Source organism: Pseudomonas sp. BF-B-15 (genome assembly GCF_019946675.1).
GTDB classification, from domain to species: domain Bacteria; phylum Pseudomonadota; class Gammaproteobacteria; order Pseudomonadales; family Pseudomonadaceae; genus Aquipseudomonas; species Aquipseudomonas migulae.
In genome coordinates this window covers 21,347-38,288 of record NZ_JAGYFZ010000038.1, presented here as the reverse complement: position 1 = coordinate 38,288, position 16,942 = coordinate 21,347, and the positions used below count along the sequence as shown (strand labels likewise).

16 protein-coding genes and 1 pseudogene are annotated in these 16,942 nt (G+C 58.0%); 8 read left to right on the top strand and 9 right to left on the bottom strand.

Annotated features, from left to right (window positions below):
* Positions 1-129: 129 nt before the first annotated feature.
* Positions 130-873, bottom strand: a complete 744-nt coding sequence (locus tag KGA97_RS14485) for a hypothetical protein (protein WP_223480978.1) — start codon at positions 871-873, stop codon at positions 130-132.
* 286 nt (positions 874-1,159) lie between these two features.
* On the bottom strand, positions 1,160-1,783 hold the full coding sequence (locus KGA97_RS14480) for a glutathione S-transferase family protein (protein ID WP_192420922.1): 624 nt from the start codon (positions 1,781-1,783) through the stop codon (positions 1,160-1,162).
* Positions 1,784-2,077: 294 nt separating this feature from the next.
* On the opposite strand from KGA97_RS14480, the gene KGA97_RS14475 reads away from it, so the two are divergent.
* Entirely contained in the window at positions 2,078-2,941 is an 864-nt protein-coding gene (locus tag KGA97_RS14475) for an OST-HTH/LOTUS domain-containing protein (protein ID WP_223480977.1), read from the top strand.
* A gap of 199 nt (positions 2,942-3,140) precedes the next feature.
* Positions 3,141-4,109: a LysR family transcriptional regulator gene (locus KGA97_RS14470; protein WP_223480976.1), complete on the top strand. Its 969-nt coding sequence runs from the start codon at positions 3,141-3,143 to the stop codon at positions 4,107-4,109.
* A gap of 20 nt (positions 4,110-4,129) precedes the next feature.
* On the opposite strand, the gene KGA97_RS14465 is transcribed toward KGA97_RS14470, so the two are convergent.
* Positions 4,130-4,591 carry a RidA family protein gene (locus tag KGA97_RS14465; RefSeq protein ID WP_008037812.1) on the bottom strand — a complete coding sequence of 154 codons (462 nt, stop codon included), beginning with the start codon at positions 4,589-4,591 and terminating at the stop codon, positions 4,130-4,132.
* 259 nt (positions 4,592-4,850) lie between these two features.
* On the opposite strand from KGA97_RS14465, the gene KGA97_RS14460 reads away from it, so the two are divergent.
* The 4 genes and pseudogenes from KGA97_RS14460 to KGA97_RS14445 all read left to right on the top strand — a co-directional run.
* Entirely contained in the window at positions 4,851-5,537 is a 687-nt protein-coding gene (locus KGA97_RS14460) for a hydrolase (protein WP_008020170.1), read from the top strand.
* Positions 5,538-5,701: 164 nt separating this feature from the next.
* Positions 5,702-6,103: a helix-turn-helix domain-containing protein gene (locus KGA97_RS14455; RefSeq protein WP_008037815.1), complete on the top strand. Its 402-nt coding sequence runs from the start codon at positions 5,702-5,704 to the stop codon at positions 6,101-6,103.
* Positions 6,104-6,308: 205 nt separating this feature from the next.
* Positions 6,309-6,728 (top strand): organic hydroperoxide resistance protein, encoded by a 420-nt coding sequence (locus KGA97_RS14450; protein ID WP_008037816.1) that lies wholly within the window; start codon positions 6,309-6,311, stop codon positions 6,726-6,728.
* A 32-nt stretch (positions 6,729-6,760) separates the two neighbouring features.
* Positions 6,761-7,771 (top strand): annotated as a pseudogene (locus tag KGA97_RS14445) (alpha/beta hydrolase); the annotation flags it as partial.
* A gap of 228 nt (positions 7,772-7,999) precedes the next feature.
* Here KGA97_RS14445 and KGA97_RS14440 read toward each other — a convergent pair.
* Positions 8,000-8,569: a YSC84-related protein gene (locus tag KGA97_RS14440; protein WP_008024532.1), complete on the bottom strand. Its 570-nt coding sequence runs from the start codon at positions 8,567-8,569 to the stop codon at positions 8,000-8,002.
* 513 nt (positions 8,570-9,082) lie between these two features.
* On the opposite strand from KGA97_RS14440, the gene KGA97_RS14435 reads away from it, so the two are divergent.
* Positions 9,083-9,355, top strand: coding sequence for a hypothetical protein (locus tag KGA97_RS14435; protein ID WP_008035545.1), 273 nt, complete (start codon positions 9,083-9,085; stop codon positions 9,353-9,355).
* A gap of 166 nt (positions 9,356-9,521) precedes the next feature.
* Here KGA97_RS14435 and KGA97_RS14430 read toward each other — a convergent pair whose 3' ends face one another.
* On the bottom strand, positions 9,522-10,178 hold the full coding sequence (locus tag KGA97_RS14430; protein ID WP_223480975.1) for a TetR/AcrR family transcriptional regulator: 657 nt from the start codon (positions 10,176-10,178) through the stop codon (positions 9,522-9,524).
* Between the two features lie 129 nt (positions 10,179-10,307).
* Between KGA97_RS14430 and KGA97_RS14425 the strand changes: the two genes are divergently transcribed.
* A complete protein-coding gene (locus KGA97_RS14425) occupies positions 10,308-10,733 on the top strand; it encodes a hypothetical protein (RefSeq protein WP_223480974.1) in 426 nt (141 codons plus the stop codon).
* A 59-nt stretch (positions 10,734-10,792) separates the two neighbouring features.
* On the opposite strand, the gene KGA97_RS14420 is transcribed toward KGA97_RS14425, so the two are convergent.
* From KGA97_RS14420 to KGA97_RS14405, 4 genes are read right to left on the bottom strand one after another with little or no spacing between them, the layout of a single operon-like run.
* Positions 10,793-11,140, bottom strand: a complete 348-nt coding sequence (locus tag KGA97_RS14420; RefSeq protein WP_223480973.1) for a copper-binding protein — start codon at positions 11,138-11,140, stop codon at positions 10,793-10,795.
* Positions 11,137-14,295, bottom strand: a complete 3,159-nt coding sequence (locus KGA97_RS14415) for an efflux RND transporter permease subunit (RefSeq protein WP_223480972.1) — start codon at positions 14,293-14,295, stop codon at positions 11,137-11,139. Before KGA97_RS14415 ends, KGA97_RS14420 begins: the two co-directional genes overlap by 4 nt.
* On the bottom strand, positions 14,292-15,590 hold the full coding sequence (locus tag KGA97_RS14410; protein WP_223480971.1) for an efflux RND transporter periplasmic adaptor subunit: 1,299 nt from the start codon (positions 15,588-15,590) through the stop codon (positions 14,292-14,294). Before KGA97_RS14410 ends, KGA97_RS14415 begins: the two co-directional genes overlap by 4 nt.
* The gene (locus KGA97_RS14405; protein WP_223480970.1) at positions 15,587-16,843 is read right to left on the bottom strand and encodes a TolC family protein; all 1,257 of its coding nucleotides are present in this window, start codon (positions 16,841-16,843) and stop codon (positions 15,587-15,589) included. The genes KGA97_RS14410 and KGA97_RS14405 overlap by 4 nt, the downstream gene beginning before the upstream one ends.
* Positions 16,844-16,942: the final 99 nt, after the last annotated feature.

Below are 16,942 nucleotides of genomic sequence, written 5' to 3'. Positions count from 1 at the left end.
GAAATCGGTCAAAAAAAATCGCAAGCCCCGTGACACTTCAGGGCTTGCGACTTATTGCCAATACGTCCTTCAAACTCTCGGACGTTTGCTACGGGAATGCCTGCCATGTTCATTGCAGAACGTGCAGGCCTAGTTTTGTACCTCAACCGCGTCGATATCCGGCGCGTCTGGTGCGTCCGGGGCGTCCGCCACATCCTCTCTGGCGGCCCTCGCCTCGACTTTGGCAGCCTCTCTGGCTGCGTTTGCCTCAGCCTTGGCAGCGTCCCTGGCCGCATCTGCAGCAGCACGGGCGGCATCTCTGGCCGCATCGGCTTCTGCTTTGGCAGCGTCCCTGGCTGCGTCGGCAGCGGCCCGGGCAGCATCTCTGGCTGCATCTGCGCCCGGTATGCCAGCAGCTTTTGCAGCATCCCTGGCTGCATCCGCCTCAGCTCTGGCGGCATCTCTGGCTGCATTTGCAGTAGCCCTTGCAGCATCCCGGGCTGCATCTGCATCAGCTCTGGCAGCATCTCTGGCTGCATTTGCATCGTTTCTGGCAGCGTCCCTGGCTGCATCTGCGGCATCGTTGTCATGCGCGTTGCCTGAGCCTCTGTTCCCGGCAACACCACCATGACCGTCACCGTCATGGCCTGATGCACCATGACCACCACCATCTCCATGGCCGCTGCCACCGTGACCACTGCCTCCGGAGCCTCCACTACCGGAGCCACCGCCGCCGCCGTGACCACCACCGCCTCCGCTGTTACCGCCGCCACCACCGCTGCCATCTTTGGCATACACGCTGGAGAAACTACTGATGTAATCGGGCACTAGAACAGTCGATGCCGACAGGACCCCGCCAATTGCCAGAGCCAACAAACATTTCTTGATCAGCATGATGCACCTCCGCTTGGAGTTGCGCAGTCATGTCCCTATCGAACGCAATATCCAGTGAGTTCCCGGCCGCCCTTTGGAGCGGCCAGCCAACCGGCACGGCCATAAATCTGCAGCATTAACCAGCAACTGCGGTTTCCGCACGATCCCTGAGAGCCAGTCAGCATCTTTGTGTGGGACGTTACCCCACATTTTTAGATAGGTGCTGTCAGCCCGAGTTCAACAAACAAATATCTGGACTGAAGCATGCGTTGAGCAAAAACCTCTAAACCTTCCGGACGCCAACAGTTCACCGCGAGCTGAATGCCTGAAATCCCCTGACCACGCTGGGTCGAACACCCACCCTTTCATACCAGCGGCGAAGCTTGGGCAAGCGATCCCACGGGATGTCTGCTTCCACTGACGACATGATGCTGTAGGCCGCGATATCCGCGATGGAGAAACAGCTTCCCGCCATATAAGCATCAGCACTGACGAACTGTTCAGCCAACTCAATTGACAAAAGCATGCGCTCGACCAGCCGCGCAGAGCCATCGTTGAGCCCTTGGCCGCGAAGGAAGAACGCCGAATGGCCCGGTGCGATGACATCGGTCAAAAAGAAGAAGAATCGCTCATACACCGTAGCTCTGTGGCCAGCGGCACTGGGCAAGAGCCGCTCTGGAGCCTTTTCGGCAGCGTAGAAAATGATCGCGTTCGACTGAGTGAGTACAAAGGCAGGCTCATCGCCCTTTCGTTCGACCAATACCGGGACTTTTCCGGCCGGATTCAGGGAGCGATGATCCGCCCCTGTTTGCTGGCCTTTTGAAAGATCCACCAGTCGAACCGTGTACGCCAGCCCCGCTTCTTCGAGGGCGATGGCTGCCCGGATGCAATTGCCTGTGGGCGCACCGTGTAATTCCAGTAAGGCGTTCATGACGTATTTCTTCCTCCTTGCGGGCTCAGTTCAGTCATCCGCTAAAGCGCGCCGACTGTCACACAAGCCAGGCCCGACGCTGCGAGTCATCACACATAGACGTCCCGTTTTTTTTCGATGAAAGCCTGCACAGACGCAGCTATCGACTAATTCTTTTGAAAAAGTCCGAACGGATTGACTCAACCTACACTGAGCTTGATAGGCGTCCGATTTACGCGTTGCAAGCCTTCCTGGCAGGGCAAGCGTATTGCGGTGAACGCTCCAGTCCGACCACTTATGCCTGAGTCGTTGATCATGGATGAAGTCACTACCGTGCCCTCGGATGATGTACCTGCTACTCAACACATCGTGCAGCGCAAGCTCGGACGCTGTCTGATGCGCGTGCAACAATACGAACGGCAGCTGAAAGCCATTGTCGCGCATTACGAACTGACCGGTCCTGCAGATCAGCTGTCTAGCATCCGCGACCAGAAGGTCGCATGTGCAAAGAAAAAGACGATGGGTACATTGATCGGGATGTTGACCGAAAGCTTTCTGACCCCGCCGCACCCAAATGAAGAAGAGTCACAGACCGAAGCCTATGTCGGTGACCAGATCTGGTTCAGGCATCAATACCAGTTGGAAATGACAGCCGAGGACTATGAGGCAATGAAGGCCGACCTCAAGGAGCTGGTTGACCTGCGAAATAACCTGGTCCACCACTTCATTGAGCGTTTCGATCTCTGGTCTGAATCGGGCTGCCAGGCGGCGGATGGTTTTCTGGAGGAAAGCTACGAAACCATCAATCGGCATTGCCTGAGTCTGCAACGTTGGGCCAAAAACATGATTGAGGCACGAGCTAAAATGGCTTCGTTTATACAAAGCCAAGCATTTGAAGATGCGCTCGACGGTATCCGAGTGGATGGCTCAGTTGATTGGCCTGATAGTGGGATTTGCTGCTGCTTACGTGAAGCAGAAACCAAGCTTGCCGAAGGTGGCTGGACTCGATTGGAAGCATCCATTCGCTGGATTGGTGGTACCTATCCAGCGCAGACGCCCAAGCGCTACGGCTGCAGCAGCTGGAGGCATGTCCTGCACGAATCAATGCAGTTCGAAATACGAAAAATCCAGGCTGATAATGAACGTACTACCGTCTGGTATCGCAGCAAGGTCAGTTGAATGGGCAACTGAATCCTCCCTCCTTTTGTAAGCGCACTGAGTGACTGCTCCTGGCCGTTTTCTGCCTGTGGTGACCGGCTGAAAACGACCCAAAGCAGCCAGTCGGCATAACAGTTTTCAACCAATCGCCTGAACAATGTGGCTGCTTCACCCAACCTCTTCTCGTATCATCAGCGCCTTTGCATCTGGAACGAACTGTGTGAAATCGCCAACTGGAAAAGCCTCGGCTGCCCCTGATGGGACGAAGTGGGACGTCGGCGAGGCTGTCAATCAGCTCTCGTGGGACGACTTGCGCATCATCAAGACGCTCAGTGATTGCGGCAATCGTTCGGCTACGGCCAAGAAGCTTGGCATCAATGTATCCACCGTTTCGCGCCGAGTTGCTCAAGTTGAGCGAACGCTCGGCATCGCGCTGTTCGATCACCGCAAATCAGGGTATCTGCTCACCGCCGAGGGTGCTGAATTGCGAGCACTCGCCGAGCGAGTGGAGCTGGATATTGTCAGCGTCACGCGGCGTGTTTCACGTTCAGGCCAAGGCCCCCTCGGGAAACTTCGAATTACCACCAGCGACTCGCTGCTGCTGTACTTCTTCACCCCCATCATCGCGGACTTCAAGGCCCTGAACGAGGGGATCAGCATCGAGGTGCTGGTGGGCAATGAAACCCTTAGCCTCGCCCGGGATGAATCGGATATCGCGATTCGAGCGACGAGAAAACCTGCAGAAAGCCTGGTGGGCCGTAAACTGGCGAACATTGCCTGGGCACCTTACTGCTGTGCCAAGCAGATGACTGGCTTGCCCCTTTTCGAAGAGGGCCAGGCATGGGTGTCATACTCCTCTGCGCTTTGCGGTTTGAAGGCGACAAGCTATGTCGAAAGCAGAGTCGCTGCTGAGCGCATAGCGTACCGCACCGATTCTGTTGCAGCAGCAAGCGCTGCAATCGCGGCGGGTCTGGGATTTGGATTCCTTCCCTGCATGTTGGGCGACATAACCCCAGGGTTGGTACGCGCCGGCCCGGTGGTGCCAGAGCTTCAGGATGAGTTGTGGTTGCTGACTCACCAGGACATTCGAAAATCGTGGCGAGTCAAAGCATTCATGACCTTCTGCGCCGCTGCCGTGGCCAGTCAAAAGCCCTTGGTCGAGGGGCAATTGATACTCCCGGTCACCTAAATCGAGACCGGGAGTGCAGCTCAGATGTCTCGGGCGCCAATCACGGCCTTGCACACGATCTCAATCAGCTGCGGACGCTGGGCAAGTCTCGACACCCCAATGATATTGCTCGCGCACTGAGGCCGCTCAGTGCCATAGGTCGCCTTGCGCACTTTGCCGACTACCGCGAACGCAGCGTCCATGTCCAGCACATAAAGCGTTTCCTCGACAACATCTTGCATAGTTGCGCCATACAAGGCGAGCAGCTTCGAAATGTTGTCGTAAGAGACCCGCATCTGCTCTCCCATCGAAGAGAAATCACTGGGCTTACCGTCGGCGTTCAGCGGCGCCGGGGCTACCAGATTACCTGCCTCATCATGGTTGAATTGACCTGATACGTAGATCTCGTTTCCTACCCGCCGTGCCTGCGGATAGCCATACGCCTCCTCCCAGGAAACGCCCCAGTAGGCGGTCTGCTTGTTGAACGGTTGTGAAGCTGTCATTGCATTCTCCTGCACATGAGGGACCGACTTGATCCGAATAGGTGGGCGAATGCTAGCAGCGCGATCGCGCATTTTATGGCGCATAAATGAGCCGGCAGGAGCGCAAAAATGCGCCACCGAAAGGCGCCTTGTTTCGTTATCTTTTGCTCGTCCTCAAGCACTGACGCTGAGGAGTGCACTCGTGGCTACGGTAATGCCTGCAAGGTGCGGGCCCCGAGACTTGTGCGACTGAACATCATCAAGCCGAAAGGAAACAAAAATGAGCAATCCTAAAACTGAAGTCCTGACTCCGCTGAATAGCCAACTGATCTTCATCGATCAGCAGCCACAGATGGCCTTCGGCGTTCAGAGCATTGACCGGCAAACGCTGAAAAACAATACCGTTGCCTTGGCCAAGGCAGCGAAGATTTTTAATGTCCCCACCACCTTCACCACGGTTGAGACAGAAAGCTTCTCAGGTCACACCTACCCCGAGCTACTCGCTGTGTTCCCGGACGCCCCGCTGCTGGAGCGCACCTCCATGAACTCCTGGGATGATCAGAAGGTACGCGACGCACTCAAGAGAAATGGTCGCAACAAGATCATCGTCTCCGGCTTGTGGACCGAGGTATGCAATGCCACCTTCGCTCTGTCGGCAATGAACGATGCCGGCTATGAAATCTATATGGTTGCAGACGCCTCCGGCGGCACCACCAAAGAAGCCCACGATTACGCCATGCAGCGCATGATCCAGGCCGGCGTGGTACCGGTAACCTGGCAGCAGGTGCTGCTGGAATGGCAGCGGGACTGGAAGAACCGCGACACCTACGACGCCGTAATGGAACTGGTAAAGGAACATTCTGGTGCATATGGCATGGGCGTCGACTACGCCTACACCATGGTGCACAAGGCGCCTGAGCGCGTTCAGCATGGCCCCACCTTGGCGCCTGTCGCTGCATCTGTCTGAGCCATCGCCAGCCCCTGCCCTGGGGGCTGTTCACAGACTTGCGAAGGGTGCGCAGTCGACTGAACCGAGTCAACGAGCCTGGCCTGGAACCTCTGAGGATTTCCAATGCCCAGCGCTGTTCGAGTCAGGCACTCGCATCCTGTTACCTGGATTAATGGATGTGTATGAACAAGGACAAATCTACCGTGCTGGCGACTCTCACACTGGCTTCGACAGGGCAGCTCAAATCCTGGCAGATAAGAACTGCCAAACAACTGATGCTGGACAGGCTGGATACCGGCATTTCAGTGACTGAACTAGCCGAAGCTTGCGCATTGTCGCGTAGTCACTTCTCACGCAGATTCAAGGAAAGCACCCGAATTTCCCCGCAGCGATGGCTGCGTGAACAGCGGGTCATGAAGAGCAGAGAGTTAATGAAGGCTTCCACGAAGTTGCTCACAGAGATCGCTCTGGAATGCGGCTTCAGCGATCAATCTCACTTCTGCCGTACATTCGTGAAGGCTGAAGGCATGACACCGAAGGCTTGGCAGCAACAAGCAATCTGCCCGATTCCGGTCGTTGCTTGAGACGGTAAGGCACCATCAACGCGCGGGCGAGCCCAAGCGGACTGAGGTTTACCCCCTTGAAAATCAAATTGTTACAGCTACAGACGATTTTTTAAAAAATTTGCGCGCTAAATTTTTTAGCGGCAATTTATTGCGCATTGTTATAACGCAAACATTTAAATCGCTAACAGAATCCCCCCGAAGACATTCAAAAGTGAGGAAAGCCATGAAAGTTCTCTACACCGCAGTCGCAACCGCAACCGGTGGTCGTGATGGCCGAGCCATCTCCAGCGACAAGAACCTCGACGTGAAACTGGCCACTCCGAAGGAATTGGGCGGTGTCGGTGGTGATGCCACCAACCCTGAGCAACTGTTCGCCGCTGGTTACTCGGCCTGCTTCATCGGTGCACTGAAGTTCGTCGCCAGCCAGAGCAAACGCAGCATTCCAGCCGACGCCTCGATCACTGCGCGGGTCGGCATTGGCCAGATCCCAGGCGGCTTTGGCCTGGATATCGACCTGAACATCAACCTGCCAGGCCTGGAGCAAGTCGATGCACAAGCGTTGGTGGAGGCGGCCCACCAAGTGTGCCCGTACTCCAACGCAACCCGTGGCAACGTCGATGTCCGTCTGCACGTCACCGTCTAACTTCCCGCCTCACCAGAAACAGGAGATATGAAATGAACGTCTTGACCAAAACACTCGTTGGCTCGCTCCTTGCCTTGTCGATCGGTAACGCATTCGCTGACTCTGGCGTCGAACACAACACCCAGGCATTCCTCGATGCATTGAACTCAGGCAGTGGTAAACCCATCGAGCAGCTTTCGCCGAAGGACGCCCGCGCGGTACTGACCGGCGCTCAGGCCGGGGTAAAACTGACACTGCCCAAGGCGGATGTCAGCGAGAAGACCATCACCGTCGACGGCCAGAACATCAGCTTGACCATCGTGCGTCCGGCGGGTGTGAAGGGGACCTTGCCTGTGTTCATGTACTTCCACGGCGGTGGCTGGGTGCTCGGCGACTTCCCGACCCATGAGCGCCTGGTGCGCGATCTGGTCGTCGGGTCCGGGGCGGTGGCGGTGTTCGTCAATTACACCCCGTCCCCTGAAGCGCACTACCCGACGGCGATCAACCAGGCCTACGGTGCAACCAAATGGGTGGCCGAGCACGGCAAGGAAATCAATGTCGACGGTAAGCGCCTGGCGGTAGCGGGCAACAGCGTCGGCGGCAACATGGCAGCCGTGGTCAGCCTGATGGCCAAGGATAAAGGTACCCCGGCCATTAAGTACCAGGTGCTGCTGTGGCCAGTGACCGACGCCAACTTCGAGACAGCGTCGTACAACCAGTACGCCGAGGGACACTTCCTCACCAAGAACATGATGAAGTGGTTCTGGGACAACTACACCACCGACCCCAAGCAACGTGCCGAGATCTACGCCTCGCCGCTGCGCGCTACCACTGAGCAGTTGAAAGGCCTGCCGCCAGCGCTGGTCCAGACCGCGAGTGCCGATGTGCTGCGTGACAAAGGGGAAGCCTATGCTCGCAAACTGGACCAAGCCGGCGTGCCGGTCACTGCGGTGCGCTACAACGGCATGATCCATGACTACGGCTTGCTGAACGTGGTCAGCCAGGTTCCGGCGGTACGCTCTGCAATGCTGCAGGCTTGCGAAGAGCTGAAAGTTCATTTGAAGTGCCCCCCACTCAAGACCGGAGATGTATGCTATGAACTGGTAATCACCGCCGGAAACGAAAAACCCGCTAAACAGCGGGCTTTTTCGTTTCCGGTGTAGCGTTAGCAGCCCTCTGCCAAGGGCACCTTTGGGTCGTAAGCGCTCCTTCTGGAGGGGCAGCTTTTGGCTGTGAATTCAGCAGGTCGATGCAACACAACTAAATTCTGTGTAAGCGACATGCAGACGGCCTCAGCGATTGAGCCTGGTAATTTTTGAACCCTGCAATCCCAGCCCGGCCATTAAGCCCTTTTGATCAAAGATGAACGCATAGACATCGGATTGAGCCGTCGAGGTAGTTATCGATTTGGCCATGCCTGAATCTACGACCACGATGCTTGGGCCCACGCCGACCTCAAATCCATTAACATTTTTCAGATCATTCATCGCTGAATAGGTCATGAAAAACATCACGTATCCAAACCGCTGCACGCCCGCCTGAAGGCCGTATGAGGCTGCTGTGGTCGCGTAGTACCCCGTCACTTTTCCGTTCTCAATCAATTCGCCTTCGCCATGGTGTGCGCCGGCGATGAGGCCCGCTTTCAGCACATCAGGGAAAACGAGGATACCCTTGGCTCGCTGCGCGAGGGCGCGCGCTTGCGGCGTTTTGGTATACAAACTCTGTAACGCCGCTTTCGCCTCGCGGTCCATTTCCGCGTTAGCAGCCATCGCATCAGAGGCGGAAGTTGATTGACCCATTTGGCAGCCCGCCGTGATCGCGAGGATTGAAATCATTGCCATCATTCGAAGGTATTTGATCATGAGCAATACTCCGTTTCTGTACCTGCCATTGAGGAACCTGCGTGGCGATAGCCGTTGCGGATCAAAGACTGACGGGGTCGATCTTTCCCTTAGACTTTAATCCTAATAAGCAGTTGGTCAAATGCTATGCACATGCATGCTCCTCAGACGAAATCGACAGTCAGCTGTTGGCCGATAACACTCGCCCACGAAAGAGGCATAACGCTCCCAGGACGCTATAAAAATTCCTACACAAACCTCGGAACGCCTCACCTTGCCCGCCGTTCCGATGAAGCTTATAGTCCGCCCCGTCGCCCAAAATGGCGATTCGTGTTTGGCGACATGCGAGGGCTCTACGCTTTGTTGCAGGGGTCGCCGCACCCGCAAGGCCGCTGTAATGGCGGCTGTGCGCGGGAGGCCTTCGGGTCTGCCGGTGTTCTCTGTGCCGGTTCGCCAACCTGCGCACAGCTGCCACCCAATCGTTTGGCGACGACTGAGTGACGGCCTTTGAGCCAATCAAACAGAGATCTTCAAATGAATCGATACATGCCCCTCACCGGAATCGACCTGGTTCCGGCTTCCCTGCTCATCGACACCGAAGCTCCACTCGACGTATTGCAAGCCGCCGCTGACTACCGAATTCGCGCAGTTACTCAGGTTCTGGAGAACATCGCCTTTCGTGCCGAGATTGGTTGCGACACGGTGGTGTTGTCGGACTTCTCCAAACTGCTGGCCATTCCGTTGCGCGACGGCTGTGACTTGATGGATGTGATTGGTCGGCGATTGCGGGCGCTGGCGAAGGAGTGAATGAAAACGGGCGCAGAAGGCGCCCGTTTTTTTTCAACTATAAAAAGATCTGGCATCGCTATTCTGCGGCATGACTCTTGCCTGTTATCGGCCAAAAGCCGCCACCCACATTACCTGAGCAAACATAGGCAACTCAGTGTCGCGCAGAAGAAACCCGCAACCCGGCCTACATGGAATTGCGCTTGCGCCGCGCCTCTTCATTCTCCTGCAACGCCTGTCGAACAAGCGCCCTCGCCGCCCACGCAGCGGTGTCGAGTGATTCTTCAACGCTCGCGCCACTGATGTCGCGCACGGCGATCAACGCCTCGGTGCCGATAACGATCGACAGCGCCTGCTTCAGTCGTTTGCGTGCGCGGGGCGAGAGCACGTCCTTCAGCGAGTCGACGATCGGTTCGATGTAGCTCATCCGGCGGCCTGGTCGCAGGGGCTCGTGGGTCTCGCTGTCGAGCCACACCGACATGAACGAACGTTCCATCACGTGCAGGCCGATCTCGTCGTCGATCAAGAGTTTGTTCAACGCGTTCGCGGCCAGGCCGATGCCCTTGACCGGATCGTCGCCCGGCCGCCAGAAGCTCTCCAGCGGCTTCATTTCACGATCCGCTGCCGTCTCGCTGATCAAGGCCTCGGTCGAGGGAAAGTAGCGATAGGCCGTGGCGCGCGAGACCATCGCGCGCTCGGCCACTTGCGCCACCGTCGGGTTTTGGCCCTCGTCGCGCAGGGCGATGGCGGCATCGATCAGCGCCTGACGCGTTCGCAGTTTCTGGTTGGCGCGGCCTTGCAAATCGCCACCGGGTTCAGACGGGATTGACTTCGGGATCGACATGGAATATATGAGACTCTGTCTATTCATGAGACTTGAGTCTCATAATAGGCACGCAACAATCAACCGACAAGAGGTCGCCCGTTATATTTCAGCAACTGAGCGCGCCACTGGGCGCATGAGGTGAATGCCATGAATCACAACCCCCGTTCACGGACCTGGTTTCGGCTCGCTGCCCTCTACTTCGCCATTGGCGTGATGCTGGGCGTGGCGATGGGCGCTTCCGGCGACCACTCGCTTTTCGCGGTACATGCTCATGTCAATCTGTTGGGATGGGTGTCGATGGCCCTGTTCGGCATCATCGGCACAGCGTACCCGTCAATCACCGAAGGACGCGCGGCTACCGCACAGTTCTGGATGTACAACATTGGCGTCCCGGTAATGCTTGGCGCACTGACGCTGCGGCTCAAGGGCTTTGCTGCCATCGAGCCGTTGATTGGCGTCGCGTCCATTTTCGTTGGTTGCAGTGTGCTGTTGTTTGTGTGGCTGGTGTTCTCGCGCATCGGTGTAACGGCTATGGGTTTGAGCAGCGCAACACGAGAGTCGCGCACGTCTTGAAGTCAGCTGTCCTTACGACCGGCACACAAAATGTGCCGGCCACTTGCACCACCGCTGCCCTATTTTTTGATTGAAACAATCGTCGCGCTGCCACCCTCGACCCGGAAAGCAAACGAGACACGGTCTCCGGCCGACAGCCCGGCGAGTTGATCATCCGTCACGGAAAAGGCCATGGTCATCGGCGGCCATTGCACGGCGGGTACTGCGCCGTGGGAGATGGTCACCGTGTGCCTGGCAGCATCGATAGCCTTGATCGTTCCATTGGCATTAGCGACGGACGCCTGCTTTGTCTCCTTTGTCTGCATGCCCTCCATACCGTCCATTTTCATACCCGGCATGTCCTCTGCACGAGCCAAGAAAGACAACGCAACCAAGGTTCCTGCCACTGCAATATGGGTCAGTTTCATACGACTTTTCCTTTAAGGTGAGTGGATTCAATGACGAGATGTCGGCGGCGCATCAGGCGATAGGCTGCCGGAATGACAAACAGGGAAAGCAAGGGAGCCGTGATCATGCCGCCGACCATGGGCGCGGTAATGCGGCTCATCACTTCACTGCCGGTTCCGCTGCCCAACAGGATGGGTAACAGGCCGGCAATGATCACGGCCACGGTCATGGCCTTGGGGCGAACCCGCTGCACAGCGCCTTCACGAATCGCCGCACTCAGGCCGCGCTCAGTGCTGTCGCCGAGGTCTTCACGTTCTGCCCAGGCGCTTTTCAGATAGAGCAGCATGATCACGCCAAACTCGGCAGAAACACCGGCCAGGGCGATAAAGCCGACACCAGTGGCGACCGACAGATTGAATCCCAACAGATAGATGAACCATGCCCCGCCAGTCAGCGCGAATGGCAGCGTGGCCATGATCAGCAACGCCTCATCGAAGCGCGCAAACGTCAGGTAGAGCAGCACGAAGATGATCAACAGCGTGGCTGGCACCACCAGTTTGAGTCGTGCATTGGCTCTGTCGAGAAACTCGAACTGCCCTGAGTAGCTCAGGCTCATGCCAGGCTGCAACTTGACCTGCTCGTTTACGGCATGGCGCAAATCAGCGACCACCGAGGCAATGTCCCGGCCACGCACATCGATATAGACCCAGCCTGAAGGCCTGGCGTTTTCACTTTTGAGCATCGCCGGGCCGTCGCTGATTTTGACGTTGGCCACTGTCCCCAGGGTGATCTGGATGCCTGACGGCGTGTAGATCGGCAATTGCTCCAGGGCACCGAGCGAGTCACGCCACTCCCGCGGGTAACGTACGTTGATCGGAAAACGTGCGAGCCCTTCAATAGTCTCCCCGACATTTTCACCACCGATAGCGCCGGCCACGATGGACTGCACATCAGCGATATTCAGCCCGTAGCGAGCGGCGGCCTTGCGGTCGATATCCACGTCGATATAGCGGCCGCCGGTCAAGCGTTCGGCCAGCGCTGAACTGACACCGGGTACGCCTTTGGCCACCCGCTCGACCGCCTGGGTGACAGCATCGATGTCCGTCAATTGGGTGCCGGCGACTTTCACTCCGATCGGACTTTTGATGCCGGTGGCAAGCATGTCGATACGGTTGCGAATCGGCGGTATCCAGATATTGGTCAGCCCTGGAACCCGAACCACGCGATCCAGTTCTTCCACCAGTTTTTCCTGGGTCATGCCTGGCCGCCATTGCTCGTGTGGCTTGAATTGAATGGTGGTCTCGAACATTTCCAACGGTGCCGGGTCGGTGGCAGTTTCGGCACGCCCCGCTTTGCCGAACACGTGCTCGACTTCGGGCACCGTCTTGATCAGGCGGTCGGTCTGTTGCAGCAGCTGCGCAGCTTTCTGTGCCGACAACCCCGGGAGAGCGGAAGGCATATAGAGCAGATCACCTTCGTCCAAAGGCGGGAGAAACTCACCGCCCAGGCGCGACATTGGCCATAGCGCACTGACAAACACCACCAGTGCCACCAGCAGGGTGACTTTGGGACGGCGCAGCACCGCCTCCAGGGCCGGCTGGTAGATCCTGATCAACCAGCGGTTCAACGGGTTTTGTTGCTCACCGGGAATTCGCCCGCGAATCCAGTACCCCATCAGCACGGGCACCAAGGTCACCGACAACCCCGCCGCCGCGGCCATCGCATAGGTTTTGGTGAACGCCAACGGGCCGAACAGTCGCCCCTCCTGAGCTTCCAGGGTGAACACCGGAATGAACGATAACGTGATGATCAACAAACAGAAGAACAGCGCCGGGCCGACCTCTGCCGCTGCTTCGGTCATGACGTGCCAATGACGCTCGCCCTTCAGTTCCTCCCCCGGATTGGCCGCGTGCCAGGCCTCAATCTTCTTGTGGGCATTCTCGATCATCACCACGGCAGCATCGACCATGGCGCCGATGGCGATGGCAATCCCGCCCAAGGACATGATGTTGGCGTTGATCCCTTGGTAACGCATGATGATGAAGGCCATCAGCACGCCCACCGGCAGGGAGATGATCGCCACCAGTGATGAGCGCAAGTGCCAAAGGAAGATCCCGCAAACCAGCGCGACGACAATGAACTCTTCGATCAACTTATGGCTGAGGTTTTCCACCGCGCGGTCGATCAGTTTGCTGCGGTCGTAGGTGGTGACGATTTCCACTCCGGCCGGCAAACTGCTTTTCAGTTCGTTGAGTTTGGTCTTGACCGCCGCAATCGTCTCGCGAGCGTTCTTGCCGCTGCGCAAAATCACCACGCCACCGACGGTTTCGCCCTCGCCGTCGAGTTCGGTAATGCCCCGCCGCATTTCCGGTCCCAATTGAATAGTGGCGACATCGCCAAGGGTCACCGGCACACCATCCGCCCCCAACTTGAGCGGGATCGCCCGAAAGTCATTGAGCGTCTTCAGATAACCGGAAGCGCGCACGATGAACTCGGTCTCTGCCATCTCCAGTACCGCGCCACCCGTTTCCTGATTGGCCTTGCCGATAGCCTCGGTCACCGCTGTCTGAGTGATGCCGAAGCTGGCCAGTTTCAGCGGATCGAGTTGCACCTGGTATTGCTTGACCATGCCCCCCACCGTGGCCACTTCCGCGACGTTGGGCAGGGTCTTGAGTTCGAACTTGAGGAACCAGTCTTGAAGCGCGCGCAGTTGCGCCAGGTCGTGTCCACCGCTGCGATCCACCAGTGCGTACTGATAGATCCAGCCCACCCCCGTCGCATCGGGTCCCAACGCCGGTTTGGCGCTGGCCGGCAACCGGCTTTGTATCTGACTCAGATATTCCAGCACCCTCGAACGGGCCCAGTACACGTCAGTGCCGTCTTCAAACAGCACGTAAACGAAGCTGTCACCGAAGAAGGAATAACCACGCACCGTCTTGGCTCCCGGCACTGAGAGCATGGTGGTGGCCAACGGATAGGTCACCTGGTTCTCGACAATCTGCGGCGCTTGGCCCGCAAATGGAGTGCGGATAATCACCTGAACATCCGAGAGATCCGGCAGCGCATCGATGGGTGTGCTCTGCACTGACCATATGCCCCACGCCGTGACGAACAGTGTCGCCAGTAACACCAGGAACCGGTTGGCGACTGACCAACGAATCAGGGCCGCAATCATGGCTGGCTCCCCGATTTTTCCTCATCCGCCTCATGAATACCGGAGGCTGCTGCGCTGGGTGGCGACTCGTCCTCAGTGCTGGCAACAATGCCCTTGAGACTGGCCTCCGAGTCCAGCAGGAACTGGCCAGACGTAACCACCTTCCAGCCTTCTTCCAGACCTTTCAAAATGGCCGTCTTGCCATCACTTTCCTGCCCGGGTTGCACCTCTACCGGGCGGTAGTGGCCAGTGTCTTCGGCGAGCATCACCAAGGCCCGTCGCCCCGTGCGAATAACCGCCTCGCTCGGCACCCACAACACACTGTGTTCGCTCGAACGGTTCAGGCGCACCTGCGCCGTCAAACCCGGCCTGAGGTGTCCGTCCGGATTGGGCAGTTCCACCCGCACACGCAGGGTGCGACTGTCCGCACTGGTCTCGGGCAAAATAGCGCTGACCTCGCCGTTGAGCACGGTCCCCGGAAAGGCTGGCAGCCGTGCTTCGACCGTCTGCCCCACTGTGATCGATCCGGTCTGCGACTCTGGAACGGCCACGGCCAGCCAGACACTGCTCAAGCCATTGACGCGTGCCAGCGTGTCGCCCGTCGCCACGGTCATGCCCGTGCGTACGTTCAAGGCTTGCAGCACACCGGCGATGGGACTGGTCAGCGTCAGGTATGGCTGAACCTTACCGCTACGCTCTATCTGAGTGATCAGCGCTGCCGGCATTCCGGTGAGCTGCAGTCGCTGGCGGGCTGCAGCCAACAGCTCAGCGTCGCCGTTACGCTTCAGGGCAAGGAACTCCGTCTGAGCCGCAGCCCATTCCGGCACCAGAATATCCGCCAACGCTGCGTTGGCGTTCAGCACATCTCCGGGAGCATGGGCATAGACTCGCTCCACAAAGCCAGCGGTGCGTGCCTGAATCACCGCAACATCACGTTCGTTGAGCGCCAGGACACCTGTCACGTCGAGACTGGAATGAAAGGCTCCACGGGTGACAGTCGCAAAACGCAGCCCGAGATTCTGTGTCACCCCCGGGTCGATACTGACAGTCGCCCGGTCTCCTGCGCCGCTGGCGTATTGGGGAACCAGTTGCATGTCCATGAAGGGGGACTTGCCCGGTTTGTCGAACTTTTGCTGCGGGTACATCGGGTCGTACCAATACAGGGCTTTGCGTTCGGGCACAGCATTGATGTCTTGCTCCGCCACGGCATTTGGCGCTGCGCTCATACGCTGGTGCGCGACCCCATAACCACCGGCAACACCTAATGCCAGCGAAAGGCTAACCAGCAATGCCCCATTCCATTTTTCAAGTTTCATTGGCTGGCCTCCCCGTAAGCAAAATACAAACGCGCACTGGTCAGCGCGCGCTGCTCCTCCACGTCGATCTGTTTGAGCCGGGCTTCGATGAGTTCACGTCGGGCGGTCACAACGGTGTCTAAATCGCCTTTGCCGGCCCGGTAGCTGGCCATGCTGAGTTCGACCTTTTCCTTGGCCAGCGGCAACAGGCTTTCCTGGTTTCGGTGCACGGCACGATTCAGGCGCTCGTAGTCAGCCAGTTGGTTTTCCAGTTGCTGGGTGTGCTCGCGTGACAAGGCTTCGCGCTCGGCCTCAAGCTGGTTGAGCTCAGCGTGTCTGGCTGCGATTTTCGGGTTTTGGCGAGCGTCAGGAAACAACGGCAGATCCCAGGAAAACTGCACGCTGACCATGTCGCCGAACTCTCGGCCACGATGCTGATAGTCAAGCTCCCAACTCCAATCCGATTGCTTCTCCGACTCGGCTTCACGAACCTTGGCTTGCGCTTCGCGGGTCATCGGCGCAAACGCTGCCAGCTCCGGGTGGTGTTGCAGTTGATGGGAGTAGCTTGAGCTATCGACGGGCCATTCAGGCAGGCTGCCCACAGGCTTGTCGTTGGCGGCTGAGCCAATCCAGCGTTTGAGGGCGGCTCGGGCCTGGGCTCGCTGCAGAATCAGATCGTCCTGCTGCTCTGCCAACTGAGCGGCTTCCTGTTTGGGTGTCACCGCATCGGCGGGCTGGGCGCGGCCGCCAGCAATCCGGGCCCGGACGGTATCGCTCAGCAGGCGGTTTTCTTTGTAGAAGTCCTGGAACAACGCATCTTTACGTTCGATTGAATAGCTGCTGATCCAGGCCAGTGCGGTGGACTGGCGGACCTTCAGACGTTCGACCCGACGCTCAGCGGCGGCGCGGTCGACAGCCGCATCGGCGACCTCGATACGCGCTTTTCGCTTGTCGCTGTTCGGCATCTCCTGACGGACCCCGACCATTTGCATGGTCATGAAATCCTGGTCGAGGCTCCAGCGATCCGGACCGCCTATGGGGTAGTTCTGCACTCCCAGAAGCAACTTGGGATCAGGTAGTTCACCCGCCGGGATGGCAGCGCTGCTGGCAGCCTGAATCCTGGCGTCTTGTGCGGTCAGTGACGGCGCATTGTTTTCGGCCAGCCGCAACGCTTCATCGAGTGTCAGTGCGGCAGCGAAGCTCGGCAATGCCAGTACGCTTGCCGCCAGGCCGACCACGAGGGGCCAACCTGTGCAATAGCACTTGGAGTTCATGTCTACGATTCCTGTGATCATCAACTGCGCGCGTCAAAAGACATGCGCACAGCCAGGTCATCCCGCTAATGCGGAATGAGGTTCGATGTGGGACAGGAA